This is a genomic window from Bombilactobacillus bombi (assembly GCF_003522965.1).
GTDB lineage: Bacteria > Bacillota > Bacilli > Lactobacillales > Lactobacillaceae > Bombilactobacillus > Bombilactobacillus bombi.
Window position 1 is genome coordinate 782,173 of the sequence record NZ_CP031513.1, and the last position, 21,830, is coordinate 804,002.

At 34.1% G+C, this 21,830-nt stretch carries 20 protein-coding genes and 2 tRNA genes; 8 read left to right on the top strand and 14 right to left on the bottom strand.

All coding sequences use genetic code 11. The features are described from left to right. Position 1: 1 nt before the first annotated feature. From DS830_RS04050 to DS830_RS04065, 4 genes are read right to left on the bottom strand one after another with little or no spacing between them, the layout of a single operon-like run. Complete coding sequence (locus DS830_RS04050) at positions 2-1,030, bottom strand: L-threonylcarbamoyladenylate synthase (protein ID WP_118908337.1); 1,029 nt, start codon at positions 1,028-1,030, stop codon at positions 2-4. Continuing rightward, positions 1,031-1,879: a peptide chain release factor N(5)-glutamine methyltransferase gene (gene prmC, locus DS830_RS04055; protein ID WP_162887513.1), complete on the bottom strand. Its 849-nt coding sequence runs from the start codon at positions 1,877-1,879 to the stop codon at positions 1,031-1,033. Beyond that, positions 1,857-2,954: a peptide chain release factor 1 gene (prfA, locus tag DS830_RS04060; RefSeq protein ID WP_118908339.1), complete on the bottom strand. Its 1,098-nt coding sequence runs from the start codon at positions 2,952-2,954 to the stop codon at positions 1,857-1,859. Before prfA ends, prmC begins: the two co-directional genes overlap by 23 nt. Before the next feature lie 15 nt (positions 2,955-2,969). Further along, positions 2,970-3,548 carry a thymidine kinase gene (locus tag DS830_RS04065; RefSeq protein WP_118908340.1) on the bottom strand — a complete coding sequence of 193 codons (579 nt, stop codon included), beginning with the start codon at positions 3,546-3,548 and terminating at the stop codon, positions 2,970-2,972. Between the two features lie 139 nt (positions 3,549-3,687). Here DS830_RS04065 and DS830_RS04070 point away from each other — a divergent pair, with 139 nt between their 5' ends. Beyond that, entirely contained in the window at positions 3,688-5,037 is a 1,350-nt protein-coding gene (locus tag DS830_RS04070) for a Mur ligase family protein (protein ID WP_118908341.1), read from the top strand. 49 nt (positions 5,038-5,086) lie between these two features. Here DS830_RS04070 and DS830_RS04075 read toward each other — a convergent pair whose 3' ends face one another. From DS830_RS04075 to DS830_RS04085, 3 genes are read right to left on the bottom strand one after another with little or no spacing between them, the layout of a single operon-like run. Further along, on the bottom strand, positions 5,087-6,250 hold the full coding sequence (locus DS830_RS04075; RefSeq protein ID WP_118908342.1) for an ABC transporter permease: 1,164 nt from the start codon (positions 6,248-6,250) through the stop codon (positions 5,087-5,089). Further along, positions 6,237-7,382: an ABC transporter permease gene (locus DS830_RS04080; RefSeq protein ID WP_118908343.1), complete on the bottom strand. Its 1,146-nt coding sequence runs from the start codon at positions 7,380-7,382 to the stop codon at positions 6,237-6,239. Before DS830_RS04080 ends, DS830_RS04075 begins: the two co-directional genes overlap by 14 nt. 14 nt (positions 7,383-7,396) lie before the next feature. Continuing rightward, the gene (locus DS830_RS04085) at positions 7,397-8,329 is read right to left on the bottom strand and encodes an ABC transporter ATP-binding protein (protein WP_118908344.1); all 933 of its coding nucleotides are present in this window, start codon (positions 8,327-8,329) and stop codon (positions 7,397-7,399) included. A gap of 116 nt (positions 8,330-8,445) precedes the next feature. Between DS830_RS04085 and DS830_RS04090 the strand changes: the two genes are divergently transcribed. After that, the gene (locus tag DS830_RS04090; RefSeq protein ID WP_118908345.1) at positions 8,446-9,522 is read left to right on the top strand and encodes a sensor histidine kinase; all 1,077 of its coding nucleotides are present in this window, start codon (positions 8,446-8,448) and stop codon (positions 9,520-9,522) included. Continuing rightward, positions 9,515-10,138: a response regulator transcription factor gene (locus DS830_RS04095; RefSeq protein WP_118902237.1), complete on the top strand. Its 624-nt coding sequence runs from the start codon at positions 9,515-9,517 to the stop codon at positions 10,136-10,138. Before DS830_RS04090 ends, DS830_RS04095 begins: the two co-directional genes overlap by 8 nt. A 57-nt stretch (positions 10,139-10,195) precedes the next feature. Here DS830_RS04095 and DS830_RS04100 read toward each other — a convergent pair whose 3' ends face one another. From DS830_RS04100 to DS830_RS04110, 3 genes are read right to left on the bottom strand one after another with little or no spacing between them, the layout of a single operon-like run. After that, positions 10,196-11,182, bottom strand: a complete 987-nt coding sequence (locus DS830_RS04100) for a serine hydrolase domain-containing protein (protein ID WP_118908346.1) — start codon at positions 11,180-11,182, stop codon at positions 10,196-10,198. Between the two features lie 8 nt (positions 11,183-11,190). Continuing rightward, a complete protein-coding gene (locus DS830_RS04105; RefSeq protein ID WP_118908347.1) occupies positions 11,191-13,035 on the bottom strand; it encodes an ABC transporter ATP-binding protein in 1,845 nt (614 codons plus the stop codon). Further along, positions 13,028-14,758, bottom strand: a complete 1,731-nt coding sequence (locus tag DS830_RS04110) for an ABC transporter ATP-binding protein (protein WP_118908348.1) — start codon at positions 14,756-14,758, stop codon at positions 13,028-13,030. The genes DS830_RS04105 and DS830_RS04110 overlap by 8 nt, the downstream gene beginning before the upstream one ends. Before the next feature lie 32 nt (positions 14,759-14,790). Between DS830_RS04110 and DS830_RS04115 the strand changes: the two genes are divergently transcribed. Together DS830_RS04115 and DS830_RS04120 are read left to right on the top strand one after the other, a co-directional pair. Beyond that, complete coding sequence (locus DS830_RS04115) at positions 14,791-15,438, top strand: CPBP family intramembrane glutamic endopeptidase (protein ID WP_118908349.1); 648 nt, start codon at positions 14,791-14,793, stop codon at positions 15,436-15,438. Between the two features lie 156 nt (positions 15,439-15,594). Next, positions 15,595-15,666, top strand: a tRNA-Glu gene (locus DS830_RS04120). 130 nt (positions 15,667-15,796) lie between these two features. Here DS830_RS04120 and DS830_RS04125 read toward each other — a convergent pair. Then, the gene (locus tag DS830_RS04125) at positions 15,797-16,090 is read right to left on the bottom strand and encodes a hypothetical protein (protein ID WP_118908350.1); all 294 of its coding nucleotides are present in this window, start codon (positions 16,088-16,090) and stop codon (positions 15,797-15,799) included. 233 nt (positions 16,091-16,323) lie between these two features. Here DS830_RS04125 and DS830_RS04130 point away from each other — a divergent pair, with 233 nt between their 5' ends. Then, entirely contained in the window at positions 16,324-16,965 is a 642-nt protein-coding gene (locus tag DS830_RS04130) for a helix-turn-helix domain-containing protein (protein WP_118908351.1), read from the top strand. A gap of 63 nt (positions 16,966-17,028) precedes the next feature. Here the strand turns inward: DS830_RS04130 and yjeM are convergent, their stop codons facing one another. Together yjeM and DS830_RS04140 are read right to left on the bottom strand one after the other, a co-directional pair. Continuing rightward, on the bottom strand, positions 17,029-18,531 hold the full coding sequence (yjeM, locus tag DS830_RS04135; RefSeq protein WP_118908352.1) for a glutamate/gamma-aminobutyrate family transporter YjeM: 1,503 nt from the start codon (positions 18,529-18,531) through the stop codon (positions 17,029-17,031). Positions 18,532-18,549: 18 nt separating this feature from the next. Next, on the bottom strand, positions 18,550-19,971 hold the full coding sequence (locus DS830_RS04140) for a C69 family dipeptidase (RefSeq protein WP_118908353.1): 1,422 nt from the start codon (positions 19,969-19,971) through the stop codon (positions 18,550-18,552). 155 nt (positions 19,972-20,126) lie between these two features. Between DS830_RS04140 and DS830_RS04145 the strand changes: the two genes are divergently transcribed. Next, positions 20,127-20,199 (top strand) — tRNA-Gln (locus tag DS830_RS04145). A gap of 452 nt (positions 20,200-20,651) precedes the next feature. Here the strand turns inward: DS830_RS04145 and DS830_RS04150 are convergent. After that, on the bottom strand, positions 20,652-20,849 hold the full coding sequence (locus DS830_RS04150) for a PspC domain-containing protein (protein ID WP_118902270.1): 198 nt from the start codon (positions 20,847-20,849) through the stop codon (positions 20,652-20,654). A 175-nt stretch (positions 20,850-21,024) separates the two neighbouring features. Here DS830_RS04150 and DS830_RS04155 point away from each other — a divergent pair, with 175 nt between their 5' ends. Further along, positions 21,025-21,747, top strand: a complete 723-nt coding sequence (locus DS830_RS04155) for an MgtC/SapB family protein (protein WP_118908354.1) — start codon at positions 21,025-21,027, stop codon at positions 21,745-21,747. Positions 21,748-21,830 lie beyond the last annotated feature (83 nt).

Consider the following 21,830-nt stretch of genomic DNA (forward strand, 5'->3'; position numbering starts at 1 on the left):
ATTAATCCTCCTGTGTTTTAAAATGGGTATTACCAGCTGATTTATTCAAACGATTCATATAAGCAGCGCCTAAACCTGATGCTGAAAATCCTTGCGCTAGAATATATTTAATTTGTGGATTTAAATCAAATTGACGTAGAGCGGCAAACAATAAATGACTCGCAGAAGCCAGAGATTCTCCCAAAGAGAAAGTTTCTTGCGCTGGCGTTAAATCCAGTTGGTCTAAAACTTTCTGTTCAGCCATCACAGCAAAAGGAACCTTCTTGTGCTCAATTCGAGTTATGGCTGGAGCAAAATCGGAAATTGAATCAATTATTATGACTTGTGCTTGAGGGGCATAGTGCTTATATTTCATGCCTGGTGCTTTAGGAATTTCACCAGCTTGAACTTGATGGTGATCGCTTTGTACGGTTCCAATTACTTCTCTTAACTGCTCTAATGAAATTGCTCCCGGACGTAAAATTGTTGGCACCTCACTAGTCAAGTCCAATACTGTTGATTCCAAACCAACCCGAGTAGGACCATCATCTAAAATGGCAGTTATTTTACCATTTAAATCATGATAGACATGTTCTGCTAAAGTGGGACTAGGCTTTCCAGAAGTATTCGCAGATGGACCTACAATTGGTTTGTCTAAGAGACTGATTAATTGTAAAGTTGTTTCATTATCAGGCATTCTAAACGCAACTGTATCTAAACCACCAGTAACTGTTTTGGATAACTTGCCAGCTTTAACAGGTAAAATAATGGTTAAAGGCCCTGGCCAAAAAGCATCCATCAATTTCATGGCTGTATCTTTTTGTTGAATATCAGCATATTGCCAAACCATTTTGGGACCATTAACATGGACAATCAAAGGATTGTCACTAGGCCGCCCCTTAGCAAGATACACAGATTGAGCCGCCTGAGAATTAGTCGCATCTGCGCCTAAACCGTAGACCGTTTCGGTTGGAAAAGCAACTAGTTTACCTTCATTTAACCATTTTGCAGCTTGTTGGACATTATTTGGCAATAGAATTGCAGTTTTCATTTATTTCACCTCTTTTCGCTGAATTCGCAAAAAACGCGGATGATTAGCTAAATCGTTAAAAAATTCAATTTGCCAATCGGGTAATTGCTCTTGAAACATTTTACTAATTTTTCCTCGTTGTTGAAAGCCAAATTCTAAATAAATTTTTCCTTTTGGCGTTAAAAAATCTGGCGCTTGCTGAAATATCTGCCGATAAAATGCTAATCCATTTTCACTCGCAAATAATGCCTGGTGCGGCTCAAAATCCAAAACGGATTGATCCATTAAATCAATTTCATTATCAGCAATATAAGGAGGATTAAAGACAATAATATCAAATTGTTGATTTGCAACGGGTTCAAACAAATCACCCAATAAAAAATTTATTGCGACATGATGGCGATGACTGTTTTCTTGAGCTATCTGCAAAGCTGCTGCAGAAATATCTGTTGCCGTTAATTTTGAATATTTACCTTTTAAGCCCAACGTTATTATCAATGCTCCCGAGCCAGTTCCCAATTCTAATAAACTATTAGCAGCTGGACTGTCTTGTAAAATTTGGGTAATCATTGCTTCACTATCTTGTCGCGGTATTAAAGTATCTGATGTCACTTTAAATTGTCGACCATAAAACCAAGCATTGCCTAAAATATACTGTGGTGGTACGCCAGTTGCCGCTAATTGAATAGCTTTTTGATATTGTTGCTGCAAATCAGCTTGCATTAACTCTTGTTGATGTAAGGTTAGTTTGGTTAAATTCCATCCTGTTAGCTCCAATAACAAATATTGGGCAATTTCAGGATCTTGCTGTTGCTTTTTTAATATTAAAAAAGCCCAATTCAGGGCATTAATATAGCTTTGTTTCTCCATTTTGAATCTGCTCCAACTTATTAGTTTGATCAGATAGAATGAGGGCATCGATAATTTCATCCAATTGCCCATTCATAATTTTATCTAATTTATTCAACGACAAACCAATCCGATGATCAGTTACTCGATTTTGCGGATAATTGTAGGTACGAATGCGTTCAGAACGATCACCAGTACCAACAGCTGACTTGCGTTCTGCATCATATTCACTTTGATTTTGAGATTCATAATAGTCATAAACGCGCGAACGCAAAATTTGCATCGCTTTTTCTCTATTTTGTTGTTGTGAACGTTGATCTTGCATTGCTACCACAATCCCAGTAGGAAGATGCGTCATTCGTACTGCCGAAGAAGTCTTATTAATATGTTGTCCACCAGCACCCGAAGAACGATAAACGTCGACACGAATATCTTTGGGATCAATTTCTAAATCCACTTCATCATATTCAGGCATCACTGCAACTGTGGCTGTAGAAGTATGCACCCGGCCAGCAGATTCTGTCGAAGGAATCCGCTGAACCCGATGAGCGCCGTTTTCAAACTTTAATTTGGAAAAAACATTTTTTCCAGTAATCATAATCGCAACTTCTTTATAACCGCCAACTTCTGTCTTATTCTCATCAACAATTTCAAATTGCCAATTTTGCCGTTCTGCATATCGTTCATACATATTCAACAAATCGCCAGCAAATAAGCTGGCTTCATCGCCACCGGCAGCTCCGCGAATTTCCATAATAATATTTTTATCATCATTAGGGTCTTGGGGAATCATTAAAATTTTAATTTGATTTTCGGTCTCTGCCAAATCATTTTCTTGTTCTGCTAATTCTTCTTTAGCTAGTTCTTCTAATTCCGGATCTTTGCTGTCTTCTAAAACTTCTTTGCTTTGGGAAATATCCGCTTTTAAACGTTGATATTTTTTGAATTCAGTAACAACTTTAGCCATTTCGGCGGCTTCTTTGGAAATTTTCAAATAACGCGGAGTATCATTAATCACTTCAGGGTCACTCATTAATTCTTGTAATTCATCATAGCGTTCAACTAGACCCTCTAATTGATCAAAAATTTTATCCACTTTAAAACCTTCTTTCTATATTTGATTTATTGGTGGATTAAAATAATGTTTACGGCAAACTGGATAATAACTTTCATTACCGCCAATCTGAATTTGTTCACCACCGTAATCAGGTTGCCCATTGGTAATACGAAGATTCATCGTTGCTTTTTTGCGACAGAACCAACAAATAGTCTTCATTTCTTCAATTTTGTCAGCATAAATTAATAAAGCTTTTGTTCCGGCAAAGAGACGATTTTGGGAATCGTTTTTCAAACCAAAGGCCATGACCGGAATATTTAATTCATCTACAACTCGTGCAATTTGCTGCACTTGCTCAATTGTTAAAAACTGTGCTTCATCAATTAAGACACAAGCAGCTGCAGGACATTTTTCTTGGACAACTGCAAACAAATTGGTATCATTTTGAATAGCAAAAGCTTCACGTCTTAAACCAATTCGACTAACAATTTGGCCTTCACCATCACGTGTATCTAAGCTACTAGTCATTAATAATACTTGTTTGCCTTGCTCCTCATAATTATGAGCAACTTTTAAAACTTCAATTGACTTACCAGCATTCATTGCTCCATATCGAAAAAATAGTTGTGCCACTTTTTTGGCCCCTTTCAAATAATTCACCGCTTTTAATTATACCTAATTTTAAGTAAAGTTCCACAATTCTTCTCTAGAAAACTATAAAGTATTTATAGAAATTATGGTATTATTTTTCTATACAGAAAAGGATGTTTTTATGAGTATAAAATCAAAATTAGCAGCCGGACTAGGCCGCATAACCTATCAAGTACTACATAATGTCTTTCATCGTGGTAGTTCTTTACCAGGTAAATTAGCCTATCAGTTTGACCCTAAAGTCTTACGCGAATTAAGTCAAGACTACGAAGTAATTATTGTTACTGGCACCAACGGTAAAACTTTGACGACTTCCCTAATTACCAAAATCTTACAGCAAAAGTATACAGATGTTTTAACGAACCCTACTGGTTCTAATATGACTCAAGGCATTACTTCAGCTTTTTTAGCACACTCTGCTCATCAAACAACTGATAAAAAAATTGCAGTTTTAGAAGTTGATGAAGCTAATGTGGCTCCAATTTGTGAAGCTATGACACCTAGTGCTTTTGTTTTAACTAACATCTTCCGTGATCAAATGGACCGGTACGGAGAAATTTATACCACCTTTGAAAAAATTGTGGCTGGCATCAAAAAAGCACCGCAAGCCAAATTGATTATTAATGCTGATGCTGCAATTTTTAATTCAATTGATCTTCCTAATCCCAAAATTTACTATGGTTTTAGCGATCAAAACCATGAAAAAGATGATATCAGGGCTAAATTTAATGTAGATGGAGTTTTGTGTCCTAAATGTCAGCATATTATGCATTATCATCTGATTACTTATGCCAATTTAGGCAGCTACTTTTGCTTGAATTGCGGATTTCAGCGGCCACAATTAGATTACCAAGTTACAGCCATTAATCAATTGTTACCTGATCAATCTGACTTTGATTTAGATGGAGAAGAATTTTCAATCAATATTGGTGGTATGTATAATATTTATAATGCATTGGCCGCATATGCTACTGGCAGTGAATTTGGCGTAACTGTTGATCAAATTGAGCAAGCCTTTAATGGTAATGAACAAGTTTTTGGCCGTCAAGAAGTAATTCAACTAGATAATAAACAGCTGACTATTATTCTCGTTAAAAATCCCGTTGGCCTTAATCAAGTAATTGCTACTTTACAAACTGATACTGACGATTATTGTTTAGGATTTGCTCTAAACGCTAACTATGCTGATGGAATTGATACTAGCTGGATTTGGGATGGCGACTTTGAAGAATTACCTTTTGATAAAATTCAACCAATTGTGACTGGCGGTGAACGGTGGCAAGACATTGACCTCCGCTTTAAAATTGCAGGTGCCCCAGCAGATAAATTGCAACATGAAGCTAACTTAGATAGTTTTATTGCTGCTTTAAAAAGCCAACCTAACGATAAAATTTATGTTTTAGCAACTTATACTGCAATGTTACAACTGCGGCAAAAGCTCATTGCTAGTGGCGATATCAAACAAAAATAAGATTAAAAATAGAGTTGGATAATATTCCAACTCTATTTTTGAATTTAAATTAAATTTGAAATTTTTTAGTATTACCAAGTTGCTGTCCTAATAACTGTAAAGTTCCAAAAGCAGCCGTAAAGGCCAAAATAATTAAAGCAGATTTACCAAAATTTTGGTAAAAATTGCTATTGAAGTTAACAGTTGCTCCAACCAAATTATTGTTATGAACAAACCAATAAGTGGGGGTAAAACATGCAATCTTATTAATAAAATTAGGAAGGACGCTAGTAGGTATAAATGCTCCTCCTAAAAAGCATGTTCCTAAACTATAGATACTAATGATAACAGATAGAGCTTCTGATTTTTTTACTAGACTTGTTAACCAACTAGCTAGCGCCACTGTTGACAAAACAAATAATAAAGTATTGCCAATAAATAAACTCGTCTGCCAATCCCAGCTATCTTGCGTATAGCCTAATGCCAGCAATAAAAAGATGACTGTAATTACAATTATATAAGCTGCTATACCACTATTAATTTGGCGGGTGATTTTTTGGGGTGATAAGGGTGAACATTGATTACGTTCACGAATTTTACGCCGATTAAATGTCAAATTAATTATTCCATAGGCATTCATAATTACAAGAATTAAACCATACGCTAAGGAGTTATAAACTACTGCAAGTTTCTCATGCTTTTTTATTTGGTAATAGTGATGGTTAAATTGAACTTTTCCTTGTTGATTAAGAGTTTGATTAGTTGCATTTAACACATGCTTCCAATTAGCATGTGGCAAAGCCCGTTGATAATTAGTTAAGGTGTTAAAATACTGATCTATATTGCCATCAACTAATTCTTTAGAAAAGGTACCTGGCCGTACTTGTGTAGTAAATTTCACTTTTTTTCCAGTTTGAACTTTAGCCTGTGCATTAGCCGGTAAATACAAAACATAATCAACTTTTTCAAAAAAGAGAGCATCATCAATACTTCTTTGGCTGGTATTTTTTAGAGGTACAATTTTTTGCTGTTTACTCAGATATTGAGTTAGAGAACGAGTTAAAGCATTTTTTTGAGATGTAATAATGGCTACTTTAGTATTCACAAGTGTTTGCTTGTGATTAGTAGAATTGATGGCCAATAACAAAAACATAATAATTGTTACTACCAGCCCTACTACGAGATGACCAATATTTTTGCGTAAAATTTTCGTAACACTTTTATAAACTGACATATTGTGACCGCCTTTCCAAAAGGTAATCAATAATAATTAAGATGATTGATAAGCCCATGAGCCAGTAAAGATTTTGATAAAAAGGCTGCAATGACTGGTAAAAAAATAGTTGATACAAACTATCACTAATCAAGTTTACCGTGTTTAATTTCCCTAATAGCGGAAGATGGATGTCAATCCAATATTTTATATCTTGTGTACCCATCATTCCTGCAAGCATCGATAAAATAATAATAATAAAATAACCAAAGCCTAATTTTTGTGAATAATTTTTTTGCGCTAATATATTGCCTAAAAATTTACCCAGACAAATTTGCAAAGCACTCCCAATAAAACAAACTCCTAGAATTGCTCCCCAGCGGTGGCCAAAATCAATTTGATATCCAAAATGAAAAACAGCTAAAACTAGTAAAATAATACTATACAAAACTATTAAAGCAGCTATTAAATTACTTGTAATCATCATCAATTTAGAAGTTGGAGTCAAATTGATTCTGATTCCATTAGCAGATTGATTTGCTTGCTCATCGTTAGCATTCTTAATTCCAAAACTGAAGCCAAAACCAATCGTCATTGCGACCAATGTAAAAAAATAAAAACTCATACTATCAAATTTACGTCCTTGGGCGATATTTTGAGTGTAATGGCGTTGAGGTTGCTTGTGCATTTCACTTGCTAAGTGCGCAGCAGATATCTGGCCTGACTTTAATAAGTTCATAGTTAAAGTCCGATTTTGCTCATATTGACTCAAAATAGAGCGAAGAATTGCTTGTTGTTCACTATTATTAACTACTATTAATTTAACGGGGTTAGTGCGCGTATCATAATAACCAACAATTTTGTCATTATTTAAACTTTGATTTGCTTGCATAGAAGTTAAATGATGTACGAGATAAAGATGATGTTGTTGTGATTTTGCTTGCGTAAGAATTTGCGTCAAATATTGGCTGTCTTGGTTATTACCTACAACAGCAATTGGAGTTTTTGTAGTTAACATTGCTGCTTGATCCAAATTATTGAAGACTAATTTAAAGAAAAGGCCTAGCACAATGGGAAAAATTAAAGTCCAAAATATCAAAGACCTATTTCGCAATAACACTTTCAGACGACAACTTATTAAACGTCCCAACATTTTCTTTCTCCTTTCTAGTCGCGCAATTGACGCCCGGTAATTGTTAAAAAGACATCATTCAAAGATACTTGTTGAGTATGAATATTAGCGTAAACAATCTTTTCTTGCTGTAAATACTCTAATAGCGGCAACATTGTTTGTTCTAAGTCAGCACTTGTAATTTCTAATTGTTGATTTTGATAACTCACTTGCTGAATAGCTGGTAATTGCTGAATTGTCTGTACTTGAACTGAAGTTAAAAGTGGTATATTTAATAGTATTTTTTCATGATTCTTGACCATGGCTTTAAGTTCTTCTGTTGTCCCTTGAGCAATGATTTGTCCTTGATCCAAAATTACAATATGATCGCATAAAAGCTCTACTTCTTCCATATAGTGCGTAGTATAGACAATAGTCGCCCCTTGCTCATTTAAATATTTGATACTTTCCAAAATATGATTCCGACTTTGTGGATCTACTGCTACTGTTGGTTCATCTAAAAAGATTAATTCTGGTTGATGGGCTATTCCGCAAGCAATGTTCAATCTTCTAGCTAAACCACCACTAAGCTGTTTAGGATAAAACTTCACGAAATCCTTAAGCCCTACTAATTCAATAGCTTGTTGAACTTTAGTAGTTAATTCTTGATGATCATGAATATATAAGCCGCAATAGTAACTAATATTTTCTTGCACAGTTAATTCTGTAAAAACGGCAATTTCTTGCGGAACAATACCAATACGACTTTTCACAGCATAATTATTAGGTGTCATTGGTTGATCAAAAATTTTAATTTCACCACGATCATATTTCAAAAGTGCCAAAATACAATTAATCAGTGTGGATTTGCCACTACCATTGGGGCCGATCAATCCTAATATTTCTCCAGGTTGAACTTGTAAATTCACATGATTGAGCGCTGTTAACTCTTTATAACGTTTAACCAAATTTTGTACATCAATAATCATTTTCCCCACCCCGTTTCTTAATTCTTTAATTTCTACTATAATTAAGATAAAAGTTTCTGACCAGTGACTTTTGACCAAGACTAGATGACAAATGTCATAATTATTAGGAGTTAATAGTGAAATTAGCACATAATATTATTGGTGAATTAATTTTTTTCTTAATTTTAGGAGTAGCCTTACTCATACATCAACAGTTCCAACCATATATGATTATTTATTTATTATTAAGTATTGTCAGCCTTAATTTACAAATTTTATTGCCGCATCCTTGGGGTGATTATTTCTTGATATGCATCTTAGGCATTTTTGCTTGTTGGTATCCTCGATTAAGCTATTTCTTTCCCATGATAAGCCGTTGGATATTGTTGTCAGCATCTCCCAATACATTAATTTTTTTGATGATACCTTTAATTTGGCAGCATAATTGGACTAGTTTACTCATTAGTGGAGCAGTAATATTAGCAATTTACTTTGATTTTCAAAATCATCGTTGGCAACAATTAAATCAAAGTCGTCTACAATTGCTAGATGATAGCTTTGAAAAACAAGCGCAACTGCAAGCACAAAATCTAGCTTTAAAAGCTAATGAACAAACAAAGATTCAATTACAGCTAGCTCAAGAACGTAATCACATTGCCCGCGATATACATGACAATGTTGGTCATCTATTATCCAGTAGTATTATTCAATTAGGAGCTATTCAAACTATTAATCAAGATCACCAGTTAAAACCTGTTTTAACTCAATTAAATTTGACTCTCAATCAAGCGATGACTAGTATTCGCGTTAGTGTTCATGACATTCAGCAACATTCCTTAACCTTGTCCCAAGCGCTAAAACCAATAATTGCAGATTTTTCTTTTTGCCCACTGCAAATCCAAGGATCTATCTTTAAAGACTTGTCCAACACTTTCAATAATGTCATTATCATGACTATCAAAGAAGCCTTAACGAATATTATGAAGCATTCACAAGCTCATCAAGTCCTACTAAAATTCCAAATACTACCAGCCTTTTATCAAGTTCAAATTCTCAATGATGGTCCTCAAAACACGGAGTTTAATCGAGGTATGGGTTTAATCAGCATGCAGCAACGGGCCGAAGAAGTTGGCGGACAATTGCATATATATCAAGGAAAAAACAAATTTTTAATTACTTTAATTTTGCCAAAGAAGGATTTCAAATATGCTTAAAATAGTTGTAGTTGATGACGATCGACTAGTTACTCAAGCTTTAACAACAATTATCAATGCTAATTCTAATTTACAAGTAGTTGCTTGTGGTCACGATGGAAAACAAGCAATCCAAGCCTATGAACAATATCAGCCGGATGTTTTATTATTAGATATTCGCATGCCAGAGCAAAGTGGATTAGTTGCTACACAGACAATTATGCAAGCACATCCGCAGGCTAAAATTTTACTTTTAACAACCTTTGTTGATGATGAATATATTCAACAAGCTTTACAATTAGGTGTTAAGGGCTATCTTGTTAAGCAAAATCTTGATGCTATTATTCCTGCCATTAAAGCAGTAGCTAACAATCAATCTGTTTTTGGCAATGAAATTATGAATAAAATTCAACCTGTTGCTCATACCCATATTGATGTCTTTAGTCAAGATTTAACCACTAGAGAGCAAGAAATTTTAACTCAAGTTGCTGCTGGTAAAAACAATAAAGAAATTGCACAAAGCATCTATTTAAGTGAAGGCACCGTGCGCAATTACATCAGTCAATTATTAGATAAATTACAAGTTCGAGACCGAACTCAGTTAGCCATCTATTACTATCAAAATTGTCAAAATTAATAATTAAAAAAGCCCGTTGATGATTAACTTCTTGCTAATCATTAACGGGCATTTATTCTAATTTTGTAAAAATAACTCCATAATAGCTTGGCGTGCTGCCAAAAAGCGCTGATTATCATTGTAAGGGTGCACCCGATTACTCAGGACAATCAAACCTCGCTGTTGTTGCCAATCCAATGCAATAAAATTTCCTGTGTAACCTGTATGATATAATACCGGTTCTTGGTTTTGGTTCCATTTTAAATCCCAGCCGAACGAACGTCCTGGCTCTATTTTAGTAAAACTTTGATACAAATTTTTAATCGTATTTCTTTTTAGGGGTGCTGCAGGTATAGTTAACTGACCTAACATAAATTGACTAAAACGAATTAAATCATCTAAACTTGCAAATAATCCTGCCGATCCACAGTGCTTGCCTAATTGTTGAGCTTTGGGATCTTGCACGATACCTTGAAGATGGCGACCGCGACGTGTTGTCGTTACTACACAGTTATCTTTTATAGGCGAAAATGTGGCGGATTTTAAATCTAAGGGGTGTAAGACTACTTGTTCAATCACTGTTTGTACAGGTAATTCGTAAATTTTTTCAATAATCAATCCGGCTAAGATAAGTCCCGTATCTGTATATTTAATTACTTTTTCAAAATCGCTTGTCACTGGTAATTGCAACAGGGCTTGTACTAATTCAGAAGCATTTAGGTGATCACGATGCGGAATATAACCTTGAATCCCCGAAGTGTGCGTCATTAAATGACGTAAAGTCACGCGTGAATCACAAAATGTTGGCAGCCACTGCTGAATAGGAGTATCATACGAGAGTTTTTCTTGCTCAATTAAGTGCAGCAAAACAGTCGTTGTCCCGATTACTTTAGTTAAAGAAGCCAAATCATACAAAGGATTACTAGGTAATGCCGTTATCTGTGGTTGCCAAGTATTAACTCCCTTAGTTCCTTTAGTTATTTGTTGGTGATTGAGATACGCATAACTAACTCCTGGAACGATTTGTGATGTAACTAAATTTTGAATTTTATCTAGTAAATACATAATTTGTCCTAAATAGTAACATTACCACTAAATTGTGAGTTATATAAATCAGCATAAAAGCCTTTTTTGGCTAATAATTGTTCATGATTCCCAGTTTCTACAATAGAACCATGATTCATTACAATAATCTTATCGGCATCTTGAATTGTTGACAAGCGATGTGCAACAACAAAGCTAGTTCGATCTTTCAATAAACTTTCCATCGCATGCTGGATTTGAGATTCAGTTCTTGTATCGACTGAAGAAGTTGCTTCATCTAAAATCAAAATTTCAGGATTGGCAACAAAAGCGCGTGCTATCGTTAGTAGTTGCCGTTGACCTTGAGAAATATTGGAAGCTTCCTCATTCAAGATGGTCTTATAGCCTTGTGGCAATTGGCGAACAAATTCATCTACGTGAGCAGCCTTAGCCGCAGCAATGATTTCATCTTCAGTAGCATCTTCGCGACCATATTTTAAATTATCATAAATTGTGCCCGTAAATAGCCAAGTATCCTGTAACACCATCGCAAAGTGCGAGCGTAATTGTTCGCGAGTTAAATTACGTGTATCTTGCCCATTCAGTCGAATAGAGCCACCCTTAATATCATAAAAACGTTCTAATAGGTTAATAATTGTAGTTTTACCCGCACCAGTTGGACCAACAATGGCAATCATTTCTCCTGGATTAACATCCAAGGAATAATCAGTCATCAACAAATCTTGTCCGTCATATCCAAATTGGACATGATCTAATTGAATGAGCTTATCAGTTGAAATATCTGGAACATCAACTGGTGTTTGTGCCATTTGCTGCTCATCCAAAACTTCAAAGATTCGTTCTGCTGACGCAACAGTAGCCTGAATAGTATTAGCTAAGTTTGCCAACTGTGTAATAGGTTGAGAAAATTGCTGGGTGTATTGCAAAAATGCTTGAATGTCACCAATTGGTAACCTACCATGTGAAACCTGGATACCACCATAAATTGCTACTGCAACATAACCTAAATTATTCGCAAAGGTCATTAACGGCATCATAATTCCCGCTAAAAACTGTGCTTTCCAAGCAGATTTATAAAATTTATCATTTTCAGATTCAAATTCAGACAAAGATTGTTCTTCATGGTTAAAAGTCTTCACTTCCAAGTGTCCTGAATAATTCTCTTCTACTTGATTATTCAATAAACCTAAAGATTTTTGTTGAGCTGCAAAAGCCTTTTGCGAACGAGGAGCAATGATACCAATAATAACTAAACTCAATGGTACTGTTGCCAAAGCAATTAATGTTAATTGCCAACTAATAGTAAACATCATCCACAATGTACCCACTAACATTACAATACTAGTAATCAGTTGTGTAATACTTTGTTGAAGCGTCCCGGCAATATTATCCATATCGTTAATAGCTCGTGACATAATATCACCATTATTATGCGTATCATAGTAACTGATAGGCAATAATTTCATTTGGCGTTTTAAATCTTTACGCAGCTTATAAACTGTTTGCTGTGAAGCACGCGTCATCAATAATTGCTGAAAAAAGTTAAATAATGCCGACAAAACATACATTCCTGCAACAATTAACAATATATGTTCAATCTTGCCAAAATTAATCGGGAATTTACTAAGATTAAAGCCCGCTTTTTGCTGGGCAATCCCCGCCATTACACCCTTATATATTTCAGTAGTGGCTTCACCTAAAACCTTAGGAGTTTTTATTTGGAAAATAGTGGAAGTGATAGCCAAAATAATTACTAAAATCAAGGAAAAAACATATCCAGACATATAATGAAATAAACGTGCCAAAGTTCCCCAAAAATTCTTGGGTTTGCGCTTATTCATCATCATTGCTCCATGTGGACCATGACTAGCCATTAACAGTTTCCCCCTTAATCTGTGATTTAATAATTTCTTGATAAGTACGGTTGTTTTGCTTGAGCTCTTGGTGAGTTCCGCGGCCAACCATCTTACCATGATCTAAGACAATAATGACATCTGCGTCTGCAATTGTTGAAATTCTTTGACCGACAATAACCATAACTTTGCTCTGCATTCTTGAATCATTATGCAATGCTTGTCTTAATAGCGAGTCCGTCTTGAAATCCAATGCAGAAAAAGAATCATCGAAAACATAAATTGACGCTTCTTTGACCAAAGCACGAGCAATGGCTAAGCGTTGCTTTTGACCACCTGAAAAATTATCTCCACCTTGTTCTACAAGAGTATCTAATCCTTGTTCTTCTTTAATAAAATCTGCTGCTTGGGCAATTTCTAAAGCATGCCATAATTGCTCATCATTAGCCTTGGAATTGCCATATTTGAGATTATCTCTTACAGTTCCTTTAAAGAGAACCGCCTTTTGTGGTGCCAAAGAAACCTGGTCATTAATTTCACGCAAGGACAAAGAACGAATATCATGATTATCTAGTTTGATTAATCCTGTTTGGGCATCATACATTCGTGCAATCAAACTAACTAAAGTTGTTTTACCCGAACCAGTTCCCCCAATAATACCTAATGTTTGACCAGCCTTAACATGAAAATCGACAGCTTTGATTGCACATTCTTGTGCACCCTGATAGCCAAAATCCACTTGTTCAAATTGCAAATCTGCAGGTTCATTATGCAAAACATCAGCTTGGGTATCTTCTTTAATATCACTTTTCATCTTCAAAACTTCATTAATTCGAGTAGCTGAAGCTTGGGCTCGAGGAACAAAAACAAAAATCATCGAAAGCATCATACAACTCATCAAAATTTGCATTGCGTAAGTCATAAAAGCAATTAAATTACCAACTTCCATACTTTGATTAGCAATATATTTAGCACCAAACCAAGTAATACTAATATTAGTACCACTCATAATCAAAGTCATTAAGGGATACATAACAGCCATAATGGAAAAAACTTTCTGAGCGTTATGTGTGTAATCCTTATTAGCGACATCGAATCGTTCTTGTTCCCAATCATCTTGCCGAAATGCACGAATAACCCGCACACCAGTTAAGCCTTCGCGAAAAACTAAATTCAGACGATCTATCTTTTTTTGCATCGCTTTAAATAAAGGAACTGCAAAATACATCGTAATTCCAATAACGATAACTAAAATAGGTAAAACAAAAACAAAAATTTTTGTTAATTGTTGATTTTTTTGATAGGCCATAAAGCTGGCACCAATCATCATAATCGGTGCCATAATCATCATTCGCAACATCATTAAAGTTACGTTTTGAATTTGAACGACATCATTAGTAGTTCGTGTAATTAATGATGAAGTTCCGACCTGATCAAATTCATCATTGGACATATACAACACTTTACGATAAATATCATTACGTAAATTTTGTCCTAGTTTTTGTGAAGCTTGGGATGCCAATAAGACATTCATAAAAGAGGCAATCACAACAAACAAAGATACTACTAGCATTCTTATACCAGCAACTATGATATAATGTGTGTCGCCCCTTGTAATACCATTATTGACAATGTCAGAGGTAATATTAGGAATGTACAAAGTTCCTAAAACTTGCAGGGACATAAAAACAATCGCACCGAAAACGCTCATCAGCGAAATTCGGTTCTTCATAACATGAAACATTATTCCACTTCCATTCCAAACAAGGTGTAAATATGAATTTAAAACCACAAAATAACAACTATCTTAACATAATTGGCAAAATATTGGCACTATTATTTTTATATCTGCTACAGCAGCTGCCACCAAGTATTTTAACAATAACCAAACCCTCCAGTAATAATAAATTATTTATTGATCTAACTTTTTTAAGTACAGCAGTAATTTTGCTTTTTGTTATGATTTATATCCTCAAAAGAACACAAAATTTTGCGACTAAGTCTCTTTCTTCTAAAAGCTATATTTGGATTATTATCGCTGCTGTTTTTAATTATAGTATTAATTTGATTTTACTTCCTTTAATGAAAACGACTGGCAATAGTAATGTTAATGCACAAACGGAACTTGTAAAACATTTCCCCGTTTTATTTGTTATTTATGCCACAATTATTGCTCCGATTACAGAAGAAATCTTTTTTCGAGGATATTTAATTAATTGGTTCTTTCCCGATAATTTATATTTTGGTGCAGCAATCAGTGCTATTATCTTTGGTTTAATGCATATTTCTAGTGATCCTATTTATTTCTTATCAAAAGCTATTTTAGGATTTGTTCTGGGTCTGATTTATGTGAAAACTAAAAACATCAAAGCTAATATTATTTTACATTTTATCAATAATCTTTCTGCCTTATTTATGGGTTAATGTATCATCTTAATCCATTAACAAAGTAATTAGTTAGCCTTTTACTGAAAAAACTAATTATATTTGATAATACTCCCTCAGATTTAATTTTTCAACAATATTTTTATTAGCTATTGACTAATTATTTAATCTTGGGTATTATATTTGTTGTTGTATTGCCCGTTGGTCAAATGGTTAAGACGCCACCCTCTCAAGGTGGAGTTACGGGTTCAATTCCCGTACGGGCGATAAATAAAGTTTTTAAATAAGCCACAATCGTAATGATTGATGGCTTATTTTGTGTCTCAAATTATCAATTTTTGTATCTTTCCAATTCTCAATATGTAAAATACTATTTCAAAAATACTTTTGAATATTATCATCCCATCATATTAGCCTGAAACAAGGTTGCCATATTTTTATTTAATTTAATCGCTTCAGCAAAAGCTAAATCTGCTGTTAATTCAATTTTATCGTTAATGTCAGGCAACTCATGATTTAGTGAAGAAATGTCGTTTTTCAGATTAGTATAGTATATTTTTTCATAATAATCTAAAAGAATATTTAGTGCAGTGACAATCTTTGCTGCAGGTGTAATAAAATCTTCGTCTGGATCTAGCCCATCTTGTTCACAAATTTCAAACAATAATTTTCGTGTATTATCTAATTGCATACTCTGCTGGCTCCTCTTTTTAATACTCAGCAAAACAATGTTAAAATATTCTAAAACCTTTAAAAATCGTTTTTCTAAACGAGTTTACTATAACTGAAAAGCTAACTTTTGTAAACTCAAGATTACATTTAACAAAATAACTGTAATTTATAAAATACATTATATAACTTTTTAACGATTTTTCAATCAGTTTATTAATCGTATTATCTATAAATTATGTAAGGGTGAGAAGATTGGTTAATTTATTAGGTGAATATATCAAACAAAATAATATTAATATTACAGAAATGGCCCAAAATATTGGCATTTCTAGACCCGCTTTGTCTAAGTTGGCTCACCAAAAGATTGTTCCACCCAAAACCAGTATTAGTACTTTAGTAGCCATTGCACTTTATTTAAATGTTAATTTCAACGAGCTTTTCCCTTTGGCGCTAACCGATTTTGATATTAAATTCTATTTTTTATCCCCTTTTAAAAATTCTTCTACTAAAAATTGGCAAACGGCCACAGGATTTATTAGCGCTACTTTTAAATTGGAAAATATTATTCGCAACTTGCCAATTAGTCTAGAATTAGATATTGATAATAATTACAATGTTTTTTTGCAATTTTGGCCAACACAAAAAAACACCGATGATTCTATCCAACAATTTTTGCGATATCTCGATAACCCAACTAATCTCAACCCCAATGTAATTAAAGAAAATATTTATATTGCCAAATATCTGGTCAAGGAAATTTTAAATTTTTTAAAAATTCAATTAACGCAAATTTTTTCTGAGTATCAAACTAAATTTGTCATTATTAATTTTTATAGCAATATTGATAAAGCAAATGTTCTAGTCACTGACAATTTTGAAATCAAGCAAACCTAATAAAAATAGAGTCGAAACAATTAATTGTCTCGCCCCTATAACAACTAAACCAAAAAAATTTACCTAATCCTTGATTTTACGCTGTTCATAACGCCGATATAAGAAATAAGCCACAATAGTAAAGAAAATCGGTCCTGCCACTGTCCAAAAAGCATCAAAGTATTGATGCTGCACAATTGGTTCAATAAAAGTAAATAAAATCGCTAGTGCTACTACCATAAAGCCAATGATACTGGCAATATTAGCACTAGTTTGTGTCTTATAAAAAACATAAGGACGTTCCAAGTTTTGTTTAGCTTTAAAAAAGGGAAAAGCGGCAATCAAATATAGATAAGGAACTGAAGTTGAAACATTCCCCATTAAAGTTAAAATATTATAAAACTGCTTAGCACTAGAACCACCAAAAGACACTCCGACAATAATAACTGCAACCACAATTGCTTGAATCCACATAGCATACGCAGGCATATGCTGGCGATTCAGTTGTGTGAGTTTAGTGGGCCAAAAATCACGGGGCGTACCTAAAATAAATGATTTTAATGGTGAATAAATCAGCACAAAATATGAACCCAAATACATGATAAAATTATCAAAACCAACAAAGCGTGCGAACCATTGACCAATTGTTAAAGATATACTTGTACTTAAATGTAGAGACTGGCCTAATGTATAACCTAAATTATCCATTAACACATAGCCGACATTACCTAGATTAACTTTTGAGTTATTCAAGACATGCTGCCAGTTAGCACTAATTCCCCAAAATAAAATCGAAATAGCATATAATAAAGAAATTGCGATTGTGGCAATTAAAATTCCTTGCGGAAAGGTCTTTTTGGGATTTTTTAAAGAATCAGTAACTCCACCTAATGACTCTAAACCACCATAAGCAAAAATTGCATATACCACAAAAGAAAGCATTCCCATCGTGGTAGCAAAACTAGCATTAGGTGAATGAATAAACGTTTGTACACCAGTAATTGGTTGTTGCAACTTAAAATGATTTAAAACCAAAATAAGTAAACTCACGATAAAGAACAATCCATTCAGGATTACCATAATAATTCCGCCGAATGAGGAAATTTTACTAATCCATTTCATCCCGTAACCCGCCAGAAAAGTAACAACAATAATGAATAATACTCCTAATAAGCCAATCACTTGTGTGGAAGCTAAACCTGCAAAATGCCAAGTCTGGGTTTGATCACTACCCTGAAATAAAACTGAAATAGGAATCCATACTCTAGAAGCTGTAGAAACTAACCATAGCTCCCAAGAAGTCAGCCAAATAAAAGTTCCATAAAAGGCAAATTTAGGACCGACAGAACCCTCGAGCCACGAATAAATTCCTCCTTCCGCATTATTAAAAGTTGAGCCATATTCCGCAAACATTAATCCTGAAGGCAAAAAGAAAAATATAGCCGCAAAAACATACCAAATAATGCTGGCATATCCCATTTGTAAATACGCAATAGTACCATTATTAAAACCATAAATCGTGGTAAAAATCATCATTACCAAACTTAAAACGCCAATTGTCGCCTTATTACTTTTTTGACTATCCACAACAACAACTACTCCTTACTACAAATTTAAATCAGTTTGAAAATTTAATGGGGAAAAATCCGTGGACTCAGTGATTATTTTTGCTATCATTTTTCGATACTCATTTGCAGCATATTCAGCGTTGGCAAGCGAGCGTTGCGTCAAAAAATCGTCCAGTTTATCGCTAGCTGAATATTCACGAGCAGTATTATCTATTTCTTGCACTTGATTAGCCAAATAAGCAGTAATCTTTTTTTGGGTGTCACGCAATAATTGGCCAAATTCATGATAATGACCATCAATTAATATCCCGGCTAATTTATACAGCCAATAAGCCGATTCACTATCATAAGGTAACTTTCCTTTTTGATAGAACAAAGGGGTTTGATTAATTCCTAAATAAAATGGCACATAAACACTTTGAGCTGTTACTCCCATGGCTAACCAATGAATGCAAGCGACATCGACTGGTAAATTAGGCCGAATTTGTAATAAATGTGATTCTTGGGTTTTAGCTAGACTAATCGGACGAAAATCATGCGCATGCGGACTATTAGATAGTGGATCATAAGGTGTTTTTTCGAAGTGAGAAGCTAAATATTCTTTAGCATCTTCAATACTTAATAGATGTTGGGGCTTTTTGACAAAATCTAATTCCTCACTAGTTGCTGATTCGGTTGTTACACCAGAAAAACGCTGTTGGCCCCACCACACTCGTGGCGTATTATAGTGTTCATCTGCTTCACTATGCGTTCCAAAAATTAACCGAAAATTAAAATGATCTGGTTCAGGATTTAAATGATGCTCCAAAACAAATTCTTTTAAGTCATCTTTAAACATAAAGTTATAATTATCTTCAAAATCTACTTCTTGAATAGCGACTTGGTTAGCAACAACGGCATAACAATCATCCGGGATTCTTTGGGCAACCCATTGATGACCACACACTATTTCCATATACCAAGCTTCTTTTTGATCAGCAAATAAAATACCATTAGACTCATATGTACCATATTTTTCAACTAAACCGCCTAAATATTCCACTCCGTGGCGTGCTGTTTTAATATATGGCAAAACACAAGTAATCATCGCTTCTTCGCCTATGCCATCAGGAACTAAAGGATCAGCACCTAAAGCTAACGAGTTAGTATAAACACTCTCAGTAGCACTCATAGCTACACCTAATTCGTTAAAACCATCTTCAGCAAAGACCCCTTCCTTATCTGTCCATTCTGGAGTTGCGGTATATTTATACCGTGTGTTGGGTAGTTTCATTTGAAAATTATTTACCTTCGATTTAAAGTAGGGATTTTCTAAATTTTCTTGATGAGGATAAACCACAAAATGCTTTGGCACAGACGGACCAGCATCTTCATTGCGGCCAATAATAATAGAACCATCAATGGTTGCTTTACTTCCAATTAAAATACTAGTACAAGAACTTCTCTTTACAGGATGCACTGTTTTCACCTCAATATATTTTTAATCAACTCTATTATTGTAGTAATAAACAGAGCTGTCTGCAAGCGCTAAAAGGATGCTTATTTCAAAATTTTCTAAATATTAGGGTTGACAGTATTTAACTTTTTGAGTAAAATTTTCTATGTTCTGATAAATGGGTATTCGCCAAATCGGTAAGGCAACGGACTCTGAATCCGTAATTTGTAGGTTCGAGCCCTACATACCCAATAAAGCTGTTAAACGCGATAAATACCGACCTTTGAGGGTCGGTATTTTATTTTTCATTGTGAAAATTAGTAATATGAATTTATAGTTAAGATTTTTCTTGCATTTTATCTATAGTCTTGTTGTAACAATACTATGGCAATAATTAGTTAACCATTTTTTAAATTATGAAAGGAAAATATACAATGAAAAAGTATCTCGATTACTCCAATAAAATTGTTGATGATACAAGAAAAATTAAAATTAATATCACCATTCCTCATTGGATTTCCATACCTGCACTTATAATAATATTTTTATTCTGGACACGTGCTCACGGCTAAGACACAATCAAACTCAATAAGACTTATCATATAAATATATAGTTTCCATTTCTTAGTTATTCAAACAGATTCAATTAACAATTTTTGTGGAGACACTTACAATAAAAGGACCACTCGTTTAGAGTGGTCTTTTTATCGTACGTATTGATCTGGTTTTTCCATCAACAGCCATAAAATTAAATATACTATTAATCCAGGAAAAGGTGAAATTGTTAATAAAACCCATAATACACGTAACACATTCGCATTCCAGTCCAATTGCTCTGCAATACCACCCAAAACACCTGCCAATACATAATTGGTTCCTGAACGTTTCCAAGGAATATGCATTTAATTTGCCCCCTATATTAATAGATGTACTTTAATACTCTGATTATAGTTAGATTATAACATATTCAAGGAATCTTACTTGTTATCTTTTTGCCAATTTATTTTCATATTAATTGCTAAATTATCAGCAGTTAGGCATAATGAGGTTTTACAAAACTGGTAGGAGAATTTACTAATGTTTTATCAATTATCATTATCGCAAATTATTGTTCGACTAATTTTAACAATTATCTGTTCAGGTGCCATTGGTTATAACCGCGCCCAAAAAAATCAGCCTGCAGGATTTCGGACCCATATTCTCGTGGGCTTAGGTGCTTGCATTATTGCTCTGATGCAAATAAATATTGGCTATCATACTTTACATCATGCTTTGGAATATCATCAATACATGCGCATCTTTCAAATCGATAGTTCGCGATTAGTAGCACAAGTTGTAAGCGGAATTGGTTTTTTAGGAGCGGGGGCTATTTTGGTTCGGAACGATTCTGTTCACGGATTAAATACTGCTGCCAGTGTTTGGATAGTCTCTGGAGTAGGTTTAAATATTGGTATGGGTTTTTATGAAATTGGAATTTGTGGCACAATTGCAGTGTTAGTAGTATTAACCCTTTTTCAACACTTATTTGCTTTTCCTTCTAGTAAAACTCTCCAACTAACTTATCAACAAAAAGATACTACTCGAACATTTATTGAACATTACTTCAATAATCAACAAATTGCAATTAAAGATATTGATTATAATCTTGATAACAACGCTAATGCTGCCCAAGTTTGTAGTAGTACTTATATCTTAGAAATTCCTGAACAATTAAGCGTTATTCAAATTATTGACGATTTAGCTGCTAATCCCAATATACTTTCTATTAAGACGATTAATCAAAAAAACATCGCTCATTAAATTTTTAGTTGCATTTTTAGATTAAATCATTTATGATAAATTCTAAGATATTTATAAGGAGTTTTTAATAATGACAATTTTGA

Excerpts from the sequence above, each read along its gene's own strand:
- DS830_RS04050 (WP_118908337.1), bottom strand. The coding sequence starts at position 1,030 with ATGAAAACTGCAATTCTATTGCCAAATAATGTCCAACAAGCTGCAAAA.
- prmC (WP_162887513.1), bottom strand. The coding sequence starts at position 1,879 with ATGGAGAAACAAAGCTATATTAATGCCCTGAATTGGGCTTTTTTAATA.
- DS830_RS04070 (WP_118908341.1), top strand. The coding sequence starts at position 3,688 with ATGAGTATAAAATCAAAATTAGCAGCCGGACTAGGCCGCATAACCTAT.
- DS830_RS04075 (WP_118908342.1), bottom strand. The coding sequence starts at position 6,250 with ATGTCAGTTTATAAAAGTGTTACGAAAATTTTACGCAAAAATATTGGT.
- DS830_RS04080 (WP_118908343.1), bottom strand. The coding sequence starts at position 7,382 with ATGTTGGGACGTTTAATAAGTTGTCGTCTGAAAGTGTTATTGCGAAAT.
- DS830_RS04085 (WP_118908344.1), bottom strand. The coding sequence starts at position 8,329 with ATGATTATTGATGTACAAAATTTGGTTAAACGTTATAAAGAGTTAACA.
- DS830_RS04095 (WP_118902237.1), top strand. The coding sequence starts at position 9,515 with ATGCTTAAAATAGTTGTAGTTGATGACGATCGACTAGTTACTCAAGCT.
- DS830_RS04100 (WP_118908346.1), bottom strand. The coding sequence starts at position 11,182 with ATGTATTTACTAGATAAAATTCAAAATTTAGTTACATCACAAATCGTT.
- DS830_RS04105 (WP_118908347.1), bottom strand. The coding sequence starts at position 13,035 with ATGGCTAGTCATGGTCCACATGGAGCAATGATGATGAATAAGCGCAAA.
- DS830_RS04110 (WP_118908348.1), bottom strand. The coding sequence starts at position 14,758 with ATGTTTCATGTTATGAAGAACCGAATTTCGCTGATGAGCGTTTTCGGT.
- DS830_RS04115 (WP_118908349.1), top strand. The coding sequence starts at position 14,791 with ATGAATTTAAAACCACAAAATAACAACTATCTTAACATAATTGGCAAA.
- DS830_RS04125 (WP_118908350.1), bottom strand. The coding sequence starts at position 16,090 with ATGCAATTAGATAATACACGAAAATTATTGTTTGAAATTTGTGAACAA.
- DS830_RS04150 (WP_118902270.1), bottom strand. The coding sequence starts at position 20,849 with ATGCATATTCCTTGGAAACGTTCAGGAACCAATTATGTATTGGCAGGT.
- DS830_RS04155 (WP_118908354.1), top strand. The coding sequence starts at position 21,025 with ATGTTTTATCAATTATCATTATCGCAAATTATTGTTCGACTAATTTTA.